Below are 17,552 nucleotides of genomic sequence, written 5' to 3' on the forward strand. Positions count from 1 at the left end.
GCGAGCGGGAGGCCGGGCCGGCCGGGAAGTCCTCGCGGTCAGCTCGCCAGCGCCGTCGCCACCGCGAGCTCGCGCACCTCCACCACGTCCATCCGCGCCGGTGAGCCCAGCACCGACGCGCCGCAGCTCTCCGGGCGGGGCGGCCGGGGCCGGCCCTGGGCCACCACGACCCGCCAGTGGCGCCCGTCGGTGTGGGCGACGGTCACCTCCCAGCGGGGGGCCGCGCCGTCCGTCCGCACCACGCCCAGCGTCTCCGCCCCGTCCTCGCCCGAGGCCGTGCGCACGGCCAGTTCGGCCGCCTGGCCGGGGCGTTCCCAGGCCGAGTTCCCGCGGCATCCCGCCACGACGATCCGCCCCTCCCGCACTCCGTGCAGGATCTCCTTGACGGCCGGGGCCCCGACCCGGCCGTAGGCGTATCCGTACGGCAGGACGAGCAGCGTCGGCGAGAAACGGTGACCACCCAGATGGGTGACCTCCCAGACGCCCTGGAACCCGGAGGCGGCGAGTTCGGCCGCCAGGGGGCGGCCGAGGAGGGCGCAGCAGCGGTCGCGCTTGCCGTTGGTGCAGACGAGGGCGAGCGGATCGCCCGTGTGGGGCGCGCCGCGGAGCACCGAGCCGAAGGTCTGGTGATCGCCGCTGCCGAGGGCGGCGAAGTCGAGGTCGAGCAGGCGCCCGGGGTCGGTGACGGTGGCGCCGTGCAGCCACGCGTTTCCCGCGACGGTGTGGGCCGCGTACACCCGGCGTTCGGCGGGCGCGCCGCAGTCGGCGTGCCGTCCGGGGCGGCGGATGAGCGCGATGCGTACGCCCGTGCCCTTCGCGGCCGCCTCCAGGGCACGGCCCAGCGCGGGATCCAGGTGGCTGGCGGTGAGCGCCTTGGCGCCCCAGGGACCGGGCTGTTCCAGCAGCAGCCAGGTCCGCGCGGTGGCCGCGGTTCCCGCGAGGGGCTCGTCGAGGTCCAGGGAGACGGTTGAGCACGTACTCACGAAGGTGAGCCTAACCTGATGTGAGCCGGGCGCTCTCCAGCCGCGCCCGGTCGCTGCTCCGGCAGGGGCAGCGGGGGCCCGGGCCCCCGCGTACCGGCCGCTCGGGCGTATGCGCAGCGGCCGCTCCCCGCACTCCTCCGGGGCGTGGGCGGCCGGCCCGCCGCACGAGCGACGGCGGGACCGTCCCGCTCGCCGTGGGGCACCCGGGGCGAGGCGGCGGGCGCGACGAGCGCCAGGACGGCGGCGGGGTGTGCCCCGCGAGCGTCGCCGGCGATCGTCCACGCCACGGGGTTTCTCCCCGCTCGTATCCTGGGTCGGCATTCCGTTCCCCAGGTACGCCGGGCACGCACCGGTGTGCGCGACGGCGTGAGAGAGGTCGCACAGTGAGCCAGCCGAGCCCGACTCAGAGCGCCGGCCCGAGCCCGGGCCCAGGCCCGGCCCCGAGTCCGAGGCCGGATGATCCGAGGCCGGACGAGGGGCCGGCTCCGGCAGGGGATCCGGCTCCGGCCGCGGGACCGGGTCCGAGCGCCGGTGCCGGTACGGGGGCGCACCCGGGGCCGCGGCAGATCCCGGTCGTCGTGCTCGCCGGATTCCTCGGCTCCGGGAAGACGACTCTGCTGAACCACCTCCTCCACCACAGCGGCGGCAGCCGGATCGGCGTCGTCGTCAACGACTTCGGCGCCATCGAGATCGACGCGATGGCGGTGGCGGGCGCGCTCGGCGACTCCACCGTCTCCCTGGGCAACGGCTGCCTGTGCTGCGCCGTCGACGTCGGTGAGCTCGACCTGTACCTGGAGCGGCTCGCGCGGCCCGCCACCGGCGTCGACGTCATCGTCATCGAGGCCAGCGGGCTCGCCGAGCCGCGGGAACTCGTGCGCATGGTGCTCGCCAGCGAGCATCCGGGGGTCGTGTACGGCGGGCTCGTCGAGGTCGTCGACGCCGCGGAGTTCGACGACACCCGGGCGAAGCACCCCGAGATCGACCGGCACCTCGCCCTGGCCGACCTCGTGGTGGTCAACAAGCTCGACCGGGCGGCGGACGGCGAGCGCGTGCTCGGCCTCGTGCGGTCCCTCGCCGACCGGGCCGCCGTGGTGCCGGCCGCCTACGGCCGCATCGACCCCGAGTTCCTCTTCGACTGCAGGCCGAGCGAGGAGCGGGTCGGGCAGCTGTCCTTCGACGACCTGCACGACCACGGTCGGGACGAGGGCGCGGACGGTCACGCCGGGCACCTGCACACCGCCTACGACAGCGTGTCCTTCGTCTCCGCGGCGCCTCTCGACCCGCGGCGACTGATGGCGTTCCTCGACAGCCGGCCCGAGGGGCTGTACCGGATCAAGGGGTACGTCGACTTCGGTCCGTACGACCCCCGGAACCGGTACGCGATCCACGCCGTGGGCCGGTTCCTGCGCTTCTACCCGGAGCCGTGGGCGCCCGGCGGCGAACGCCTCACGCAGTTGGTCCTCATCGGCTCCGGCATCGACGCGCCGGCCCTCGGCAAGGAGCTGGAGGCGTGCAGGAACGAGACCTCGCACGCCGACGAGCACGGCATGTGGGGCGTCCTGCGCTTCGTCCAGGATCCCGAGGAGCGCGAGCGGGACCGGGACCCCGAGGGGCGGGAACAGGATCCCGGTCATCGGGACCCCGAGGCGTGGGACCCCGGTGAGCGGGATCCCGAGGACCTGGATCCCTACGACGAGGATCCCGAGGACCTGGACCCCTGCCACCAGGATCCCGACGAGCGGAGTCACTAGGGCGAGCCGGGCCCCGGCCACGGGACCCCGGCGGCCGGGACCCGCGTCCAGGCTCCCGGCGACCGGGGCCCCGTGCCCGGGACCCCGGCCCCGCGAAGCCCTCCCGGCTCAGGCGGGCCCCGCCACCACCGCCACCGTCTTCGGCAGGGACACGCCCGAGCCGTCGCGGCGCGGATCGAGTTCCGGCAGTTCGGCCGGGGAGCCGTTCTTCTGGGCGGCGCGGGCCGGGGCGGCGCCCGCCCAGGCCAGGGCCAGGCAGTCCTCGCCCTTCAGGAACCGCTGGCAGCGGACGCCGCCGGTGGCGCGGCCCTTGCGCGGGAACTGGTCGAACGGGGTCAGCTTGGCCGTGGTCTGCACGGAGTCGTCCAGCGTGCCGCGCGAGCCCGCGACCGTGAACACCACCGCGTCGGCGGCCGGGTCGACGGCCGTGAAGGAGATCACCCTCGCGCCGTCGGTCAGCTTGATGCCCGCCACGCCGCCCGCCGGACGGCCCTGGGGCCGGACCTGCGAGGCCTGGAAGCGCAGCAGCTGCGCGTCGTCCGTGATGAAGACCAGGTCCTCCTCGCCGGTGCGCAGTTCCACCGCGCCGACGATCCGGTCGCCCTCCTTGAGCGTGATGACCTCCAGCTCCTCCTTGTTGGCCGGGTAGTCGGGCACCACGCGCTTGACCACGCCCTGCTCGGTGCCGAGCGCCAGGCCCGGCGAGGACTCGTCGAGCGTGGTCAGGCAGACCACCGTCTCGTCGTCCTGGAGGGAGACGAACTCCGCGAGCGGCGCACCTCCCGAGAGGTTCGGCGTCGTTGTCGTCTCCGGGAGCTGGGGGAGGTCGATCACGTTCAGGCGGAGCAGACGGCCGGCCGAGGTCACCACACCGATCTCGCCGCGGGCCGTGGCCGGCACCGCCGAGACGATCACGTCGTGCTTGACGCGCTTGGCGCGGGCGTCCGCGGGGAAGGGGTCGGCGTTCGCCGTACGGGCCAGCAGGCCCGTGGAGGACAGCAGCACCCGGCACGGGTCGTCCGCCACCTGCAGCGGCACGGCGACCGGGGTGTCCGACGACTCCAGCAGCACCGTACGGCGGTCGGTGCCGAACTTCTTCGCCACCGCGGCCAGTTCGGAGGAGACCAGCTTGCGCAGCTCCGTGTCGGACTCGAGGATCCGGGTCAGTTCCTCGATCTCCTCGGTGAGCCGGTCCTGCTCCGCCTCCAGCTCGACGCGGTCGTACTTGGTCAGGCGGCGCAGCGGCGTGTCCAGGATGTACTGGGTCTGGATCTCGCTCAGGGAGAAACGCTCCATCAGGCGCTGCTTGGCCTGTGCGGAGTTCTCGCTGGAGCGGATGAGGCGGATGACCTCGTCGATGTCCAGCAGGGCCGTGAGCAGGCCCTGGACCAGGTGCAGGCGGTCGCGCTTCTTGCCGCGGCGGAACTCGGAGCGGCGGCGGACGACGTCGAAGCGGTGGTCGAGGTAGACCTCCAGGAGTTCCTTCAGGCCCAGCGTGAGCGGCTGGCCGTCCACCAGGGCGACGTTGTTGATGCCGAAGGACTCCTCCATCGGCGTCAGCTTGTAGAGCTGCTCCAGGACGGCCTCCGGCACGAAGCCGTTCTTGATCTCGATGACCAGGCGCAGGCCGTGCTCCCGGTCGGTGAGGTCCTTGACGTCGGCGATGCCCTGGAGCTTCTTCGAGCCGACCAGGTCCTTGATCTTGGCGATGACCTTCTCGGGGCCGACCGTGAAGGGCAGTTCGGTGACGACGAGGCCCTTGCGGCGCGCGGTGACGTTCTCCACCGAGACCGTGGCGCGGATCTTGAACGTGCCGCGGCCCGTCTCGTAGGCGTCCCGGATGCCGGACAGGCCGACGATCCGGCCGCCGGTGGGCAGGTCGGGGCCCGGGACGTGCTTCATCAGGGCGTCGAGATCGGCGTTCGGGTACCGGATCAGGTGGCGGGCGGCCGCGATCACCTCGCGCAGGTTGTGCGGCGGCATGTTCGTGGCCATGCCGACGGCGATGCCCGAGGCGCCGTTGACCAGCAGGTTCGGGAAGGCGGCGGGCAGCGCCACCGGCTCGCGCTCCTGGCCGTCGTAGTTGGGCTGGAAGTCGACGGTGTCCTCGTCGATGGACTCCGTCATCAGGCTCGTGGCCTCGGTCATCCGGCACTCGGTGTACCGCATGGCGGCGGGCGGGTCGTCGTTGCCCAGCGAGCCGAAGTTGCCGTGGCCGTCGACCAGCGGGACGCGCATGGAGAAGGGCTGGGCCATGCGCACCAGGGCGTCGTAGATCGACGCGTCGCCGTGCGGGTGCAGCTTGCCCATGACCTCGCCGACCACGCGGGCGCACTTCACATAGCCGCGGTCGGGGCGCAGGCCCATCTCGTTCATCTGGTAGACGATGCGGCGGTGCACCGGTTTGAGGCCGTCGCGGGCGTCCGGCAGGGCCCGGGAGTAGATCACCGAGTACGCGTACTCAAGGAAGGAGCCCTGCATCTCGTCGACGACGTCGATGTCGAGGATCTTCTCCTCGTACGAGTCGTCGGGCGGTGGGGTCTTCGTGCTACGGCGGGCCATCGCTGCCGGCTCCTTGCTGAAGCGTGAACGGTGTCTGACGCGGACCATTGTGGACCGCGGCACTGACAGCGCGGGACCAGGACCCGGGGTGGGCGCCCGGCCCGGCGCTGCCCGCAGGCTACGCCCTCGCGCCGGATCGCCCCGTTCTCGCTCTCGGCGTACGGCGGCCGGGAACTTCACCGGCGGCCCGCACGCTTGCATACAGTGGCAGGACGGCAGGAAAGGCGCGGTCTCAGCCACCGCATCGCGATCGAAGGGACGTACATGCCCATGGGTCACACGGCCACAGCCCAGGCAGGCTCCGGGGGCCTGACAGCGACCGAGCACCGCCTGGCCAACGGCCTGCGCGTGGTGCTCTCCGAGGACCACCTGACCCCGGTCGCGGCGGTGTGCCTCTGGTACGACGTGGGCTCGCGCCACGAGGTCGAGGGACGCACCGGCCTGGCTCACCTTTTCGAGCACCTCATGTTCCAGGGGTCCGCCCAGGTCAAGGGCAACGGCCACTTCGAACTCGTCCAGGGCGCGGGCGGTTCGCTGAACGGCACCACCAGCTTCGAGCGGACCAACTACTTCGAGACCATGCCCGCCCACCAGCTGGAGCTCGCCCTCTGGCTGGAGGCCGACCGCATGGGCTCGCTGCTGGCCGCGCTGGACGAGGAGTCCATGGAGAACCAGCGGGACGTCGTCAAGAACGAGCGCCGCCAGCGCTACGACAACGTCCCCTACGGCACGGCCTTCGAGCGGCTGACCGCCCTGGCCTACCCGGAGGGCCACCCCTACCACCACACCCCGATCGGCTCGATGGCCGACCTGGACGCGGCGACCCTGGAGGACGCCCGCCGGTTCTTCCGCACGTACTACGCGCCGAACAACGCGGTGCTGTCGGTCGTCGGCGACATCGACCCCGAGCAGACGCTCGCCTGGGTCGAGAAGTACTTCGGCTCCATCCCGGCCCACGACGGCAAGCCGGAGCCCCGGGACGGCTCGCTGCCCGACATCATCGGCCGGCAGCTGCGCGAGGTCGTCGAGGAGGAGGTCCCGGCGCGCGCCCTGATGGCGGCCTACCGCCTGCCGCACGACGGCACGCGCGCGTGCGACGCGGCCGACCTGGCGCTCACCGTCCTGGGCGGCGGCGAGTCCTCCCGCCTGTACAACCGGCTCGTCCGGCGCGACCGCACGGCGGTGGCGGCCGGGTTCGGCCTGCTGCGGCTGGCCGGTGCGCCCTCGATGGGCTGGCTGGACGTGAAGACGTCCGGTGACGTCGAGGTGCCCGTCATCGAGGCCGCCGTCGACGAGGAGCTCGCCCGGTTCGCCGAGGAGGGCCCCACGGCCGAGGAGATGGAGCGCGCCCAGGCCCAGCTGGAGCGCGAGTGGCTGGACCGGCTCGGCACGGTCGCGGGCCGCGCCGACGAGCTGTGCCGGTACGCGGTCCTCTTCGGCGACCCCCAGCTCGCCCTGACCGCCGTCCAGCGCGTGCTGGAGGTGACGGCGGAGGAGGTGCAGGAGGTGGCCAAGGCCCGCCTGCGCCCCGACAACCGCGCGGTGCTCGTCTACGAGCCGGTCGCCACCGAGGCCGGGGAAGCGGACGCCGCGGCCACCGACGACAACGAGGAGACGGCGAAGTGACCGAGCTCGCCACGATGGAGTTCCACCCCCGGCCCGAGGGAGGCGAGCCCAGGCCCTGGGCGTTCCCGGCCCCCACGCGCGGGACGCTCGGCAACGGCCTGACGGTCCTGCGCTGCCACCGCCCCGGCCAGCAGGTCGTCGCCGTCGAGGTCCTCCTCGACGCCCCCCTGGACGCCGAGCCGGCCGGCCTCGACGGCGTCGCCACGATCATGGCGCGGGCCTTCGCCGAGGGCACCGACAAGCACTCCGCCGAGGAGTTCGCCGCCGAGCTGGAGCGCTGCGGCGCCACCCTCGACACGCACGCCGACCACCCCGGCGTACGCCTGAGCCTGGAGGTGCCGGCCTCCCGCCTGGCCAAGGCGCTCGGGCTGATCGCCGACGCCCTCAGGTCGCCCGCGTTCGCGGACGGCGAGGTGGAGCGGCTGGTGCGCAACCGGCTCGACGAGATCCCGCACGAGCTGGCCAACCCCGCCCGCCGGGCCGCCAAGGAGCTCTCCAGGGAGCTGTTCCCGGCGAGTTCGCGCATGTCGCGCCCGCGCCAGGGCACCGAGGAGACGGTCGCGAACATCGACTCCGCGGCCGTCCGCGCCTTCTACGAGAAGCACGTCCGCCCCGCCACGGCCACCGCCGTGGTCGTCGGCGACCTCACCGGCATCGACCTCGACGCGCTGCTCGGCGACACGCTCGGCGCGTGGACCGGCTCCCCGGCCGAGCCGCGGCCCGTGCCCCCGGTGATCGCCGACGACACCGGCCGGGTGGTCGTCGTGGACCGCCCCGGCGCCGTCCAGACGCAGCTGCTGATCGGCCGCACCGGCCCGGACCGGCACGACGGCGTGTGGCCCGCGCAGGTGCTCGGCACGTACTGCCTCGGCGGCACCCTCACCTCCCGCCTGGACCGCGTCCTGCGCGAGGAGAAGGGCTACACCTACGGCGTGCGGGCGTTCGGGCAGGTCCTCAGGTCCTCCCCGGAGGGCACCGGCGCCGCGATGCTCGCCATCAGCGGCTCCGTGGACACCCCGAACACCGGCCCCGCCCTGCGGGACCTGTGGACGGTGCTGCGCACGCTCGCCGAGGAGGGGCTCACCGACGCCGAGCGCGACGTCGCCGTGCAGAACCTGGTGGGCGTGGCGCCGCTGAAGTACGAGACCGCGGCGGCCGTCGCCGCCACCCTGGCCGACCAGGTCGAGCAGCACCTGCCCGACGACTACCAGGCCACGCTGTACCGCCGGCTCGCCGAGACCGGCACCGTGGAGGCCACCGCGGCGGTCGTGAACGCCTTCCCGGTGGACCGCCTGGTGACCGTCCTCGTCGGTGACGCGGCGCAGATCAAGGAGCCGGTGGAGGCCCTCGGCATCGGTGAGGTCACCGTGGTGTCCGCCGAGTAGCGGCACGCGCGCGGGAGCCCTGGCGACGGATACGTCACCAGGGCTCCCTTATGCCCGGATTGGGGTGGAGGTTGCCTGTCCGGCCTGTGGGATGCGCTACAAAACCCGTGTCGTGTTTGGGGTTTGCGGACCGGCGCGCTTAACGTCTTCCGGGCTGTCCGTCAGGCAGTGCGCCGCACCCGCGGCAGCGGGCAGCCATCGCCGAATCCCCGTACGGCGCGAGCCGGGGGAGCCGGGGACCCACCCTCCTCCCGCCGCCTCCGCGGCTGGAGGGGACCAGCAGTCCCCCCGGGGTGAATCGGGCGCCCGCGCGAGCGCGAGGGGGCCCGTAGGAGACCTTCCTGCTCCGAACCCGTCAGCTAACCCGGCAGGCGAGAGGGAAGGAAAGGACCAGCACACTTCATGGCGTTCACCCGCGCCACCGGGAAGCACCGCCGTTCCGGCCGGACGCACCGCACCACCGCCCGCGCGGCGGGCGTCGCGGCCCTCACCACCACCGGTGTCATCGGCGCCGCCGCGGCCCCCGCCCTCGCCGCCGAGCAGACCGGCCTCACCCCCGTCCTCGCCCTCGGGGAGTCCTTGGCCGACCAGATCGAGGCCCAGGCCGCCGCCCAGAAGCAGGCCGCCGAGGAGGCCGCCGCCGAGCAGCGGGCCGCCCGGATCGCGCGCAAGGAGGCGGCCGAGGCGGCGAAGAAGGCGCGCGAGGCCAAGGAGCGCGCCGCCCGCGAGGCCGAGCGCAAGCGCCTGAACACCTACGTGCCGCCCATCGCCGGCTCCTACGTCTCCACCGGCTACCGGGCCGGCGGCGCCGTCTGGTCCTCCGGCACCCACACCGGCGTCGACTTCCACGCGGCCGGCGGCACCCCCGTCCAGGCGGTCGGCGCCGGCACCGTCGTCGAGGCCGGCTGGGGCGGCGCGTACGGCAACCAGGTCGTGATCAGGATGCACGACGGCACGTACACCCAGTACGGCCACCTGTCGTCCATCGGCGTCTCGGTGGGCCAGGCGGTGCTCCCGGGCCAGCGGATCGGCCTGTCCGGCGCGACCGGCAACGTCACCGGGCCGCACCTGCACTTCGAGGCCCGCACGGCCGCCGGGTACGGCTCCGACATCGACCCGGTCGCCTACCTCCGCTCGCACGGCGTGGACCTCTGACGCCGTACGCCCCGCGCACGGGGTCCGGCCCCGCACGCCCCGCCCGCGGGGCCCGGCGCCGCACGCTCTCGTGAACGTCCGACGGCGGACGGTCGCGTTTCCCGAGGCCCCGGCTCCCCGAGCCGGGGCTTTCGGCGTTCCGCACGGCCGGATGTCCAAAAAATATCCATGATTTCCGGGCCGCCGTCGGAAATTCCGGCTCATTGCAATAGAGTCACGGAACACGCGTCCATCGTCGGCGTTTCACGGGGATTAAGGCGGAGGTCGGTCATGCGTATTCCGGCGCACTCGGTGTGCACGGCCATCCGGGACGACATCGTCGCGGGTGTCCACGAGCGCGGCAGCCGCCTCACCGAGGAACTCCTCGCGCGCCGCTACGGCGTCTCGCGCGTCCCCGTGCGCGAGGCCCTGCGCACCCTGGAGGCCGAGGGCTTCGTGGTGACCCGGCGGCACGCGGGCGCGTGCGTCGCGGAACCCACCGAGCAGGAGGCCGCCGACCTGCTGGAGATGCGCGGGCTCCTGGAGCCGCTCGGCGCCTTCCGGGCCGCCCAGCGGCGCACCGAGGCCCATCTGAAGGTGTTGCGCGGCCTGGTCAGGATCGGCCAGGAGCGCGCCCGCCGGGGCGGCGGCGAGGACCTGCGCTCCCTGGGCGGCTGGTTCCACGAGACGCTCGCCCAGGCCTCCGGCAGCCCCGCCCTGACCGCGACGCTGACCCAGCTGCGCCATAAGATCGCCTGGATGTACACCGTGCAGGCGCCCGCCGGACCCGTGGAGACCTGGGCGGAGCACGGGGCGATCGTGGACGCCGTGGCGCGCGGCGACGGCGAACGCGCGCGGGCGCTGACGGCGCTGCACAACGAGCGCGCGGCCGCCGCGCACCGGCTGCGGTTCGCCCCGGGCGCGGACCGTCCGGAGCGTGTGAGGAACTCGCAACCTCCCGTAAACATGCCGAGCCTGCGGCATTAACAAGGAGGCCGTATACAAAGAGCAGGAAATTCCCGGGGGGATTGTTCCTGCTGCCCGGAAATGAAAAACCCGAAGGGCTTGCCCGGTAATTCGGACGAGCCCTTCGGGGGTGCGGGACGGCGTCCCGGAATCGACGGCGTCCCCGCCGCCGGCCGGAAATCCGGCCGTGCGCGGCCGGCCTCGCGAAAGCCGCGCAGGGGCGTCAGACGGTCTCGGGGAGCTCCTCCAGGCCCTCGGAGACCAGCTTCGCCAGCCGGTCCAGGGCGGTGTCGGCGCCCTCGGCGTCCGACGCGAGGACGATCTCCTCGCCGCCCTGGGCGCCCAGGCTCAGGACGGCCAGCATGGAGGCCGCGTTGACGGGGGTGCCGCCTGCCTTGGCGATCGTCACCGGGACGCCTGCGGCCGTGGCGGCCCGGACGAAGATGGAGGCGGGGCGGGCGTGGAGGCCCTCGGCCCAGCCGACGTTGACGCGGCGCTCAGCCATGTGTTGCTGCCCTTCGGTGTTCAGGGTTGTCTAGACCAGTTTCCCATATCGTGAAGCATGCCCGGAGGAACGCGCGTCCCTCCGGGGCGGCGGCCGGGCCGCGGCCTCGGCCCGGACCTCCGTCCCCCACAGCCTGCCCCGCGCCGTCGCCGGACGCGAGCCTTACGCTGGGGCCCATGCAGACCTCGCCGGACCGGCACGAGTACCCCGCCCACTGGGAGGCCGACGTGGTGCTGCGCGACGGCGGCACCGCGCGCATCCGCCCCATCACCGTCGACGACGCGGACCGGCTGGTCAGCTTCTACGAGCAGGTGTCGGACGAGTCGAAGTACTACCGCTTCTTCGCGCCCTACCCCCGCCTGTCCGCCAAGGACGTCCACCGCTTCACGCACCACGACTTCGTGGACCGGGTGGGACTCGCGGCCACGGTCGGCGGCGAGTTCATCGCCACCGTACGCTACGACCGGATCGGCGCCGGCGGCGCGGCCGTGCCGGCCCACCCGTCCGCGGCCGGCCCCGCCCCGTCCGAGACGGCCGAGGTCGCCTTCCTGGTCCAGGACGCCCACCAGGGCCGCGGCGTCGCCTCCGCCCTCCTCGAACACATCGCCGCCGTCGCCCGGGAGCGCGGCATCCGCCGCTTCGCCGCCGAGGTGCTGCCCGCCAACACCAGGATGATCAAGGTGTTCACGGACGCCGGGTACACCCAGAAGCGCAGCTTCGAGGACGGCGTCGTCCGCCTGGAGCTCGACCTCGAACCGACCGGCCGCTCGCTGGCCGTGCAGTACGCGCGCGAGCAGCGCGCCGAGGCGCGGTCCGTGCAGCGGCTGCTGGCGCCGGGCTCGGTCGCCGTCGTCGGGGCCGGCCGCACACCCGGCGGCGTGGGCCGCAGCATCCTCGGCAACATCCGGGACGCCGGTTTCACCGGCCGGCTGTACGCCGTCAACCGGGCCTTCCCCGAGGAGTGGAAGGAGCTCGACGGGGTGCCCGCCCACCGCTCGGTGCGGGACATCGACGGGCCCGTCGACCTCGCGGTGGTCGCCGTCCCGGCCGAGCACGTCCCCGCGGTCGTCGCCGAGTGCGGCGAGCACGGCGTGCAGGGCCTCGTCGTGGTCTCCGCCGGGTACGCCGAGAGCGGTCCCGAGGGGCGCGAGCGCCAGCGCGCCCTGGTGCGGCACGCGCGCGCGTACGGCATGCGGATCATCGGGCCCAACGCCTTCGGGATCATCAACACCTCCCCGCGGGTGCGGCTCAACGCCTCCCTCGCCCCCGAGACGCCGCGCCCCGGACGCATCGGGCTGTTCGCCCAGTCCGGTGCCATCGGCGTCGCCCTGCTGTCCCGGCTGCACCGGCGCGGGGGAGGGGTCACCGGCGTCACCGGCGTGTCGACCTTCGTCTCGTCCGGCAACCGGGCCGACGTGTCCGGCAACGACGTCCTCCAGTACTGGTACGACGACCCGGACACCGACGTCGTGCTGATGTACCTGGAGTCCATCGGCAACCCGCGCAAGTTCACCCGCCTCGCGCGGCGCACGGCGGCGGCGAAGCCGCTGGTCGTCGTCCAGGGGGCGCGCCACGGCACCGCCCCCCAGGGCCACACCGTACGGGCGACGCGGCTGCCGCACGCCACCGTCTCCGCGCTGCTGCGGCAGGCCGGGGTGATCCGGGTGGACACCATCACCGAACTGGTGGACGCGGGCCTGCTGCTCGCCCGCCAGCCCCTGCCCGCCGGACCCCGGGTGGCGATCCTCGGCAACTCCGAGTCCCTCGGGCTGCTCACCTACGACGCCTGCCTCGCCGAGGGCCTGCGCCCCCACCCGCCGCTGGACCTGACCACGGCGGCCTCGGCGGCGGACTTCCGCGCGGCCCTCGCCCGCGCGCTCGCCGACGACACCTGCGACGCGGTGGTCGTGACCGCGATCCCCGCGGTGAGGGAGGACCCGGCCCAGGACGCGGCGCTGGCGGAGGCCCTGCGGTCGGCCGCCGCCGCGGTCCCCGCCAAGCCGGTCCTGGTCGTGCACGTGGAGCTCGGCGGGCTCGCCGAGGCCCTGTCGGCCGCCGCGAGCACCGCGCCCCAGCCCGCGCCCGGCACCCCGCCCGGCCACCCGCTCCGGCCCGGGGAGCGGCCGCCCGCCGCGGTACGGGCCCCCGAGGGCGCCCACCTCATCCCCGCCTACCCCGCCGCCGAACGCGCCGTCCGCGCCCTCGCCGAAGCCGTCAAGTACGCCCAGTGGCGCCGCGAGGCCGCCGACCCCGGCAAGGTGCCCGAGTACGACGACATCGACGAGAAGGGGGCCGCGGCGCTGATCGGCGGACTCCTCGCGCGCGGGCAGGGCCTCACGCTTGGCACGGAGGAGACCTGCGAACTGCTCGCCCGGTACGGCGTCCACGTCCACCGCGCCCTGCCCGCCCCCACCCCCGACGACGCCGCGGCCGCCGCCCGCGCCCTCGGCTACCCCGTGGCCCTCAAGGCCACCGCCCCGCACCTGCGGCACCGCGCCGACCTCGGCGGCGTCCGCCTGGACCTGGCCGACGAGGAACAACTGCGGCGTTCGTACGCCGAGTTGACCGATCTGTTCGGCAGGCCGCAGGAGGTGCGGCCGGTGGTGCAGAGGATGGCGCCGCGCGGCGTCGACACCGTGGTGCGGGCCGTCATCGACCCGGCGGCCGGGGCGGTGCTCTCCTTCGGGCTGGCCGGGGCCGCCTCGCAGCTGCTCGGGGACACGGCGCACCGGCTGATCCCGGTCACGGACCGGGACGCGGCCGCGCTGGTCCGCTCGATCCGGACGGCGCCGCTGCTGTTCGGCTGGCGCGGTTCGGCCCCCGTGGACACGCCCGCCCTGGAGGAACTGCTGCTGCGCGTGTCCCGGCTGGTCGACGACCACCCCGAGGTCGTCGCGGTCACCCTGGAGCCGGTCGTGGTCGCCCCGCAGGGCCTGAGCGTGCTCGGCGCCTCCGTGCGCCTGGCCCCGCCGCCCGCCCGCGACGACCTCGGCCCGCGCACGCTCCCGGCGTACTGAGCCGCTCCACGGGGACGGCCGCGTGCGGGCGGCCCCGCGCGGGGGCGACCGTGACCGGTGCCTCGCAGTCGGTGCGCCCCCGTAGGATGGACGGCATGGCCAAGACCAGTACGACGACCCAGGAGCTGCGTGCGGCGATCGAGCGCAGCGGCTACTACCCGGCCCTCGTGGCCGAGGCGGTGGAGACCGCCGTGGGCGGCGAGCCCATCCGGTCGTACCTGGTCCACCAGGAGACGACGTTCGACCAGAACGAGGTGCGGCGGCACGTGACGGTGCTGGTCCTCACCGACCACCGCTTCATCGTCAGCCACACCGACGAGCAGGCCGCGGACGACACCTCCCCGACGCCGTACGCGACGACGTCCACCGAGTCCGTGAAGCTCGGCCGGATCTCCTCCATCGTCGTCAGCCGCGTGGTCGCCAACCCGGAGCAGTACCGGCCGGGCACGCTGCCGCGCGAGGTGGTGCTGACCATCGGCTGGGGCGCCGTCTCCCGCATCGATCTGGAACCGGCCGCCTGCGGCGACCCCAACTGCGAGGCCGACCACGGCTACACGGGCAGCTCCACGGCCGACGACCTCAGCCTGCGCGTCAGCGAGGCCGGGGACGGCCCGGAGACCGTGCGCCAGGCCCTCGCCTTCGCCCAGGCGCTCTCCGAGGCGACCGCGGACAGCGCGCGCTGATGTCCCACCCGTCCTCTCCCCCCGCCGCCCACGACCGGGGCCGCTCCGTGCCCGCCCCCGCGGATCCCGCCTGGGACCACCCGGAACCGCTCCCCGTCGACTCCGCGCCCCGCCCCGAGTACGGCACCGGCTCGCTCGCCGATCTGCTGCCCACGCTCGCCGCCGGCATGGGCGTCCCCGGCACGACCGCCGCGATCCCGGAGCTGACCCCCGTCGACCGCGCCTGCGTCTTCCTGATCGACGGCCTCGGCTGGGAGCAGCTGCGGGCACATCCCGAGGACGCCCCCTTCATGACGTCCCTGCTGGCCACCTCGCGCGGCGGCACCGGACGTCCGCTCACCGCCGGCTACCCGGCCACCACCGCGACCTCCCTCGCCTCCGTCGGCACCGGCCTGCCGCCCGGCGCGCACGGCCTGCCCGGCTACACCGTGCGGGACCCGGCCACCGGCGAGCTGATGAACCAGCTGCGCTGGCAGCCGTGGACGGAGCCGAGCGCCTGGCAGCCCCACCCCACGGTCTTCCAGCTCGCGCAGCGCGCCGGGGTGCACGCCGCCCAGGTCACCTCCCCGGCGTTCGAGAACACCCCGCTGACCAAGGTCGCGCTCAGCGGCGGGACGTTCCTCGGGCGGCTGTCCGGCGAGGACCGCGTGGACCTCGCGGCCGAGCAACTGGCCGCCGCCGACCGTTCCCTGGTCTACACGTACTACGCCGAGGTCGACGGCGCCGGCCACCGCTTCGGCGTGGACTCCGACGCCTGGCGCGGCCAGCTCGGCCACGTCGACCGGCTGGTCCAGCGCCTGGCCGAGCAACTGCCGCCGCGCAGCGCGCTCTACGTCACCGCCGACCACGGCATGATCGACGTGCCCTTCGACGAGCAGCACCGCATCGACTTCGACGAGGACTGGGAGCTGCGCGCCGGGGTCGCCCTGCTGGGCGGCGAGGGGCGCGCGCGGCACGTCTACGCGCTGCCGGGCGCCGAGAACGACGTCCTGACCTGCTGGCGCGAGGTGCTCGGCGAGCAGTTCTGGGTGGCCTCGCGGGACGAGGCGATCGCGGCGGGCTGGTTCGGCCCCTCCGTCGACGAGCGGGTGTACGGCCGGATCGGCGACGTGGTCGCCGCCGCGCGGGACGACGTGCTGATCATCGCGTCGGAGCGGGAGCCGAAGGAGTCGGCGATGACCGGCAACCACGGCTCGATGACCCCTGCCGAGCAGCTGGTCCCCCTGCTCGAAGTACGCCCCTGACCCCGTCCCCCTGCCGTCCGCTGCCGAAAGGTGCTCATCCCCCCATGCCCGAGCTGGTGTTCTTCTCCGGAACGATGGACTGCGGGAAGTCGACGCTGGCTCTCCAGATCGAGCACAACCGTTCGGCGCGCGGCCTGACGGGCATGATCTTCACGCGGAACGACCGCGCGGGCGAGGGCAAGCTCTCCTCCCGCCTCGGCCTGGTCACCGACGCGGTGGAGGTCGAGGACGACACGGACCTGTACGCGTATCTCGTCGACCACCTCTCGCAGGGCGGGCGTGCGGACTACGTGATCGCGGACGAGGCGCAGTTCCTGACGCCGGAGCAGATCGACCAGCTCGCGCGCGTGGTCGACGACCTGGAACTCGACGTCTACGCCTTCGGCATCACCACCGACTTCCGCTCCAAGCTGTTCCCCGGCTCCCAGCGGCTGGTCGAACTGGCCGACCGGGTCGAGGTCCTGCAGGTCGAGGCGCTGTGCTGGTGCGGCGCCCGCGCCACGCACAACGCCCGCACGATAGGCGGCGTCATGGTCGTCGAGGGCGCCCAGGTGGTCGTCGGCGACGTCAACCAGTCCGCGGACGAGGTCGGTTACGAGGTGCTGTGCCGGCGGCACCACCGGCGCCGCATGACGGCGGCGACGGCCCGCGCCGCGGCGCTGTCCCCGGACGTCCTGCCCGTGGCTCCGGCCTGACCCCGCTCGGGCGGCGGCCGCCGCTCAGCCGATGCGGGTTCCCGCGCCGCCGACGCGGACGCGCGGGTCGCCCGCGCGCAGCGTCACCGTGAGTTCGCCGGGGCGGCCCAGGTCCTCACCCTGGTGCAGGGTGAGGACGGCGTCCTCGGGGACCAGGCCGAACTCGCGGGCGTACGCGCCGAACGCGGCGGCCGCCGCGCCGGTCGCCGGGTCCTCGACCACGCCGCCGACGGGGAACGGGTCACGGACGTGGAAGACGGTGGCCGACTCCCGCCACACCAGCTGGACCGTGGTCAGGTCCAGTCGGTGCATCAGGGCTTCGAGGCGCGCGAAGTCGTACGCGAGATCCGCGAGCCGGGCGCGCGTCGCCGCCGCGAGGACGAGATGGCGGGCGCCGGCGAACGCGATGCGCGGCGGGAAGGCCGGATCGAGGTCGGCGGCCGGCCAGCCGAGCGCGGCGAGCGCCTCGTCGAGGTCGGCGCCGGCGATCTCCTCGATGTGCGGCTCGACGCTGGTGAGCGTGGCCCGGAGCGTCCCGCCCTCTTCGGTCACCTCCACCGGCACGGTGCCGGCGCGGGTCGCGAACACCAGCTCCCCGGGGCCGATCCGCTCGGCGAGCGCGACGGCGGTCGCGACCGTGGCGTGCCCGCAGAACGGCACCTCGGCCTTGGGACTGAAGTAGCGGATGCCGTACGCCCGCCCCTCCCGGCCGTCGAGGCCCTCCGGGGGCGCGGTCAGGAACGCGGACTCCGAGTACCCGAGGCCGGCGGCGATGGCCAGCATGTCACCGTCGTCCAGGCCGGTGGCGTCCAGGACGACACCGGCGGGGTTCCCGCCGGCGGGGTCACCGGAGAAGGCGGTGTAGCGCAGCACCTCGGGCCGCGGCGCGTTCGTCGTCATGCTCGCGGCAACGCGGGGTGAACCCACGCCTATTCCCGGACACGGGCGGAGACGGAAACGGGCGCCCGCGACGGGCCGGCGCGGCGGCCCGCTCCAGTCGC

Annotated in this window: 13 protein-coding genes and 1 riboswitch; of the genes, 9 read left to right on the forward strand and 4 right to left on the reverse strand. The window is 74.2% G+C overall.

Annotated features, from left to right (window positions below; all coding sequences use genetic code 11):
* Positions 1-38 precede the first annotated feature (38 nt).
* The gene (locus tag ABD363_RS12075; protein ID WP_344602416.1) at positions 39-983 is read right to left on the reverse strand and encodes a ferredoxin family protein; all 945 of its coding nucleotides are present in this window, start codon (positions 981-983) and stop codon (positions 39-41) included.
* 578 nt (positions 984-1,561) lie between these two features.
* Here ABD363_RS12075 and ABD363_RS12070 point away from each other — a divergent pair.
* Complete coding sequence (locus ABD363_RS12070; protein ID WP_425577976.1) at positions 1,562-2,734, forward strand: CobW family GTP-binding protein; 1,173 nt, start codon at positions 1,562-1,564, stop codon at positions 2,732-2,734.
* 108 nt (positions 2,735-2,842) lie between these two features.
* Here the strand turns inward: ABD363_RS12070 and ABD363_RS12065 are convergent, their stop codons facing one another.
* Positions 2,843-5,296, reverse strand: a complete 2,454-nt coding sequence (locus ABD363_RS12065) for a DNA gyrase/topoisomerase IV subunit A (protein ID WP_344602418.1) — start codon at positions 5,294-5,296, stop codon at positions 2,843-2,845.
* A gap of 264 nt (positions 5,297-5,560) precedes the next feature.
* Here ABD363_RS12065 and ABD363_RS12060 point away from each other — a divergent pair, with 264 nt between their 5' ends.
* From ABD363_RS12060 to ABD363_RS12045, 4 genes are all read left to right on the forward strand, one after another.
* Positions 5,561-6,922 carry a M16 family metallopeptidase gene (locus ABD363_RS12060; RefSeq protein ID WP_344602420.1) on the forward strand — a complete coding sequence of 454 codons (1,362 nt, stop codon included), beginning with the start codon at positions 5,561-5,563 and terminating at the stop codon, positions 6,920-6,922.
* Positions 6,919-8,307 carry a M16 family metallopeptidase gene (locus ABD363_RS12055; protein ID WP_344602422.1) on the forward strand — a complete coding sequence of 463 codons (1,389 nt, stop codon included), beginning with the start codon at positions 6,919-6,921 and terminating at the stop codon, positions 8,305-8,307. The genes ABD363_RS12060 and ABD363_RS12055 overlap by 4 nt, the downstream gene beginning before the upstream one ends.
* 189 nt (positions 8,308-8,496) lie before the next feature.
* A riboswitch (cyclic di-AMP (ydaO/yuaA leader) is annotated at positions 8,497-8,696 on the forward strand.
* A 13-nt stretch (positions 8,697-8,709) separates the two neighbouring features.
* Complete coding sequence (locus tag ABD363_RS12050; RefSeq protein WP_344602424.1) at positions 8,710-9,462, forward strand: M23 family metallopeptidase; 753 nt, start codon at positions 8,710-8,712, stop codon at positions 9,460-9,462.
* A 270-nt stretch (positions 9,463-9,732) separates the two neighbouring features.
* Positions 9,733-10,428 carry a GntR family transcriptional regulator gene (locus ABD363_RS12045; RefSeq protein ID WP_344602426.1) on the forward strand — a complete coding sequence of 232 codons (696 nt, stop codon included), beginning with the start codon at positions 9,733-9,735 and terminating at the stop codon, positions 10,426-10,428.
* A gap of 202 nt (positions 10,429-10,630) precedes the next feature.
* On the opposite strand, the gene ABD363_RS12040 is transcribed toward ABD363_RS12045, so the two are convergent.
* Entirely contained in the window at positions 10,631-10,912 is a 282-nt protein-coding gene (locus ABD363_RS12040; RefSeq protein ID WP_344602428.1) for an HPr family phosphocarrier protein, read from the reverse strand.
* A 176-nt stretch (positions 10,913-11,088) separates the two neighbouring features.
* Here ABD363_RS12040 and ABD363_RS12035 point away from each other — a divergent pair, with 176 nt between their 5' ends.
* The 4 genes from ABD363_RS12035 to ABD363_RS12020 all read left to right on the forward strand — a co-directional run bounded on the left by ABD363_RS12035 (position 11,089) and on the right by ABD363_RS12020 (position 16,551).
* On the forward strand, positions 11,089-13,929 hold the full coding sequence (locus ABD363_RS12035; RefSeq protein ID WP_344602430.1) for a bifunctional acetate--CoA ligase family protein/GNAT family N-acetyltransferase: 2,841 nt from the start codon (positions 11,089-11,091) through the stop codon (positions 13,927-13,929).
* Between the two features lie 95 nt (positions 13,930-14,024).
* Entirely contained in the window at positions 14,025-14,612 is a 588-nt protein-coding gene (locus ABD363_RS12030; RefSeq protein ID WP_344602432.1) for a DUF5998 family protein, read from the forward strand.
* Positions 14,612-15,856: an alkaline phosphatase family protein gene (locus ABD363_RS12025; RefSeq protein ID WP_344602434.1), complete on the forward strand. Its 1,245-nt coding sequence runs from the start codon at positions 14,612-14,614 to the stop codon at positions 15,854-15,856. The genes ABD363_RS12030 and ABD363_RS12025 overlap by 1 nt, the downstream gene beginning before the upstream one ends.
* Positions 15,857-15,900: 44 nt before the next feature.
* A complete protein-coding gene (locus ABD363_RS12020) occupies positions 15,901-16,551 on the forward strand; it encodes a thymidine kinase (RefSeq protein WP_344602436.1) in 651 nt (216 codons plus the stop codon).
* 24 nt (positions 16,552-16,575) lie between these two features.
* On the opposite strand, the gene ABD363_RS12015 is transcribed toward ABD363_RS12020, so the two are convergent.
* Positions 16,576-17,451 carry a PhzF family phenazine biosynthesis protein gene (locus ABD363_RS12015; protein WP_344602438.1) on the reverse strand — a complete coding sequence of 292 codons (876 nt, stop codon included), beginning with the start codon at positions 17,449-17,451 and terminating at the stop codon, positions 16,576-16,578.
* Between the last annotated feature and the right edge of the window lie 101 nt (positions 17,452-17,552).

Source organism: Streptomyces glaucus, from assembly GCF_039533365.1.
Classification (GTDB): Bacteria; Actinomycetota; Actinomycetes; order Streptomycetales; family Streptomycetaceae; genus Streptomyces; species Streptomyces glaucus.

What these genes read in the sequence shown, in the direction of transcription:
- ABD363_RS12065 (WP_344602418.1), bottom strand. Translation starts at nt 5,296, where the DNA reads ATGGCCCGCCGTAGCACGAAGACCCCACCGCCCGACGACTCGTACGAG.
- ABD363_RS12060 (WP_344602420.1), top strand. Translation starts at nt 5,561, where the DNA reads ATGCCCATGGGTCACACGGCCACAGCCCAGGCAGGCTCCGGGGGCCTG.
- ABD363_RS12050 (WP_344602424.1), top strand. Translation starts at nt 8,710, where the DNA reads ATGGCGTTCACCCGCGCCACCGGGAAGCACCGCCGTTCCGGCCGGACG.
- ABD363_RS12045 (WP_344602426.1), top strand. Translation starts at nt 9,733, where the DNA reads ATGCGTATTCCGGCGCACTCGGTGTGCACGGCCATCCGGGACGACATC.
- ABD363_RS12040 (WP_344602428.1), bottom strand. Translation starts at nt 10,912, where the DNA reads ATGGCTGAGCGCCGCGTCAACGTCGGCTGGGCCGAGGGCCTCCACGCC.
- ABD363_RS12035 (WP_344602430.1), top strand. Translation starts at nt 11,089, where the DNA reads ATGCAGACCTCGCCGGACCGGCACGAGTACCCCGCCCACTGGGAGGCC.
- ABD363_RS12030 (WP_344602432.1), top strand. Translation starts at nt 14,025, where the DNA reads ATGGCCAAGACCAGTACGACGACCCAGGAGCTGCGTGCGGCGATCGAG.
- ABD363_RS12025 (WP_344602434.1), top strand. Translation starts at nt 14,612, where the DNA reads ATGTCCCACCCGTCCTCTCCCCCCGCCGCCCACGACCGGGGCCGCTCC.
- ABD363_RS12020 (WP_344602436.1), top strand. Translation starts at nt 15,901, where the DNA reads ATGCCCGAGCTGGTGTTCTTCTCCGGAACGATGGACTGCGGGAAGTCG.
- ABD363_RS12015 (WP_344602438.1), bottom strand. Translation starts at nt 17,451, where the DNA reads ATGACGACGAACGCGCCGCGGCCCGAGGTGCTGCGCTACACCGCCTTC.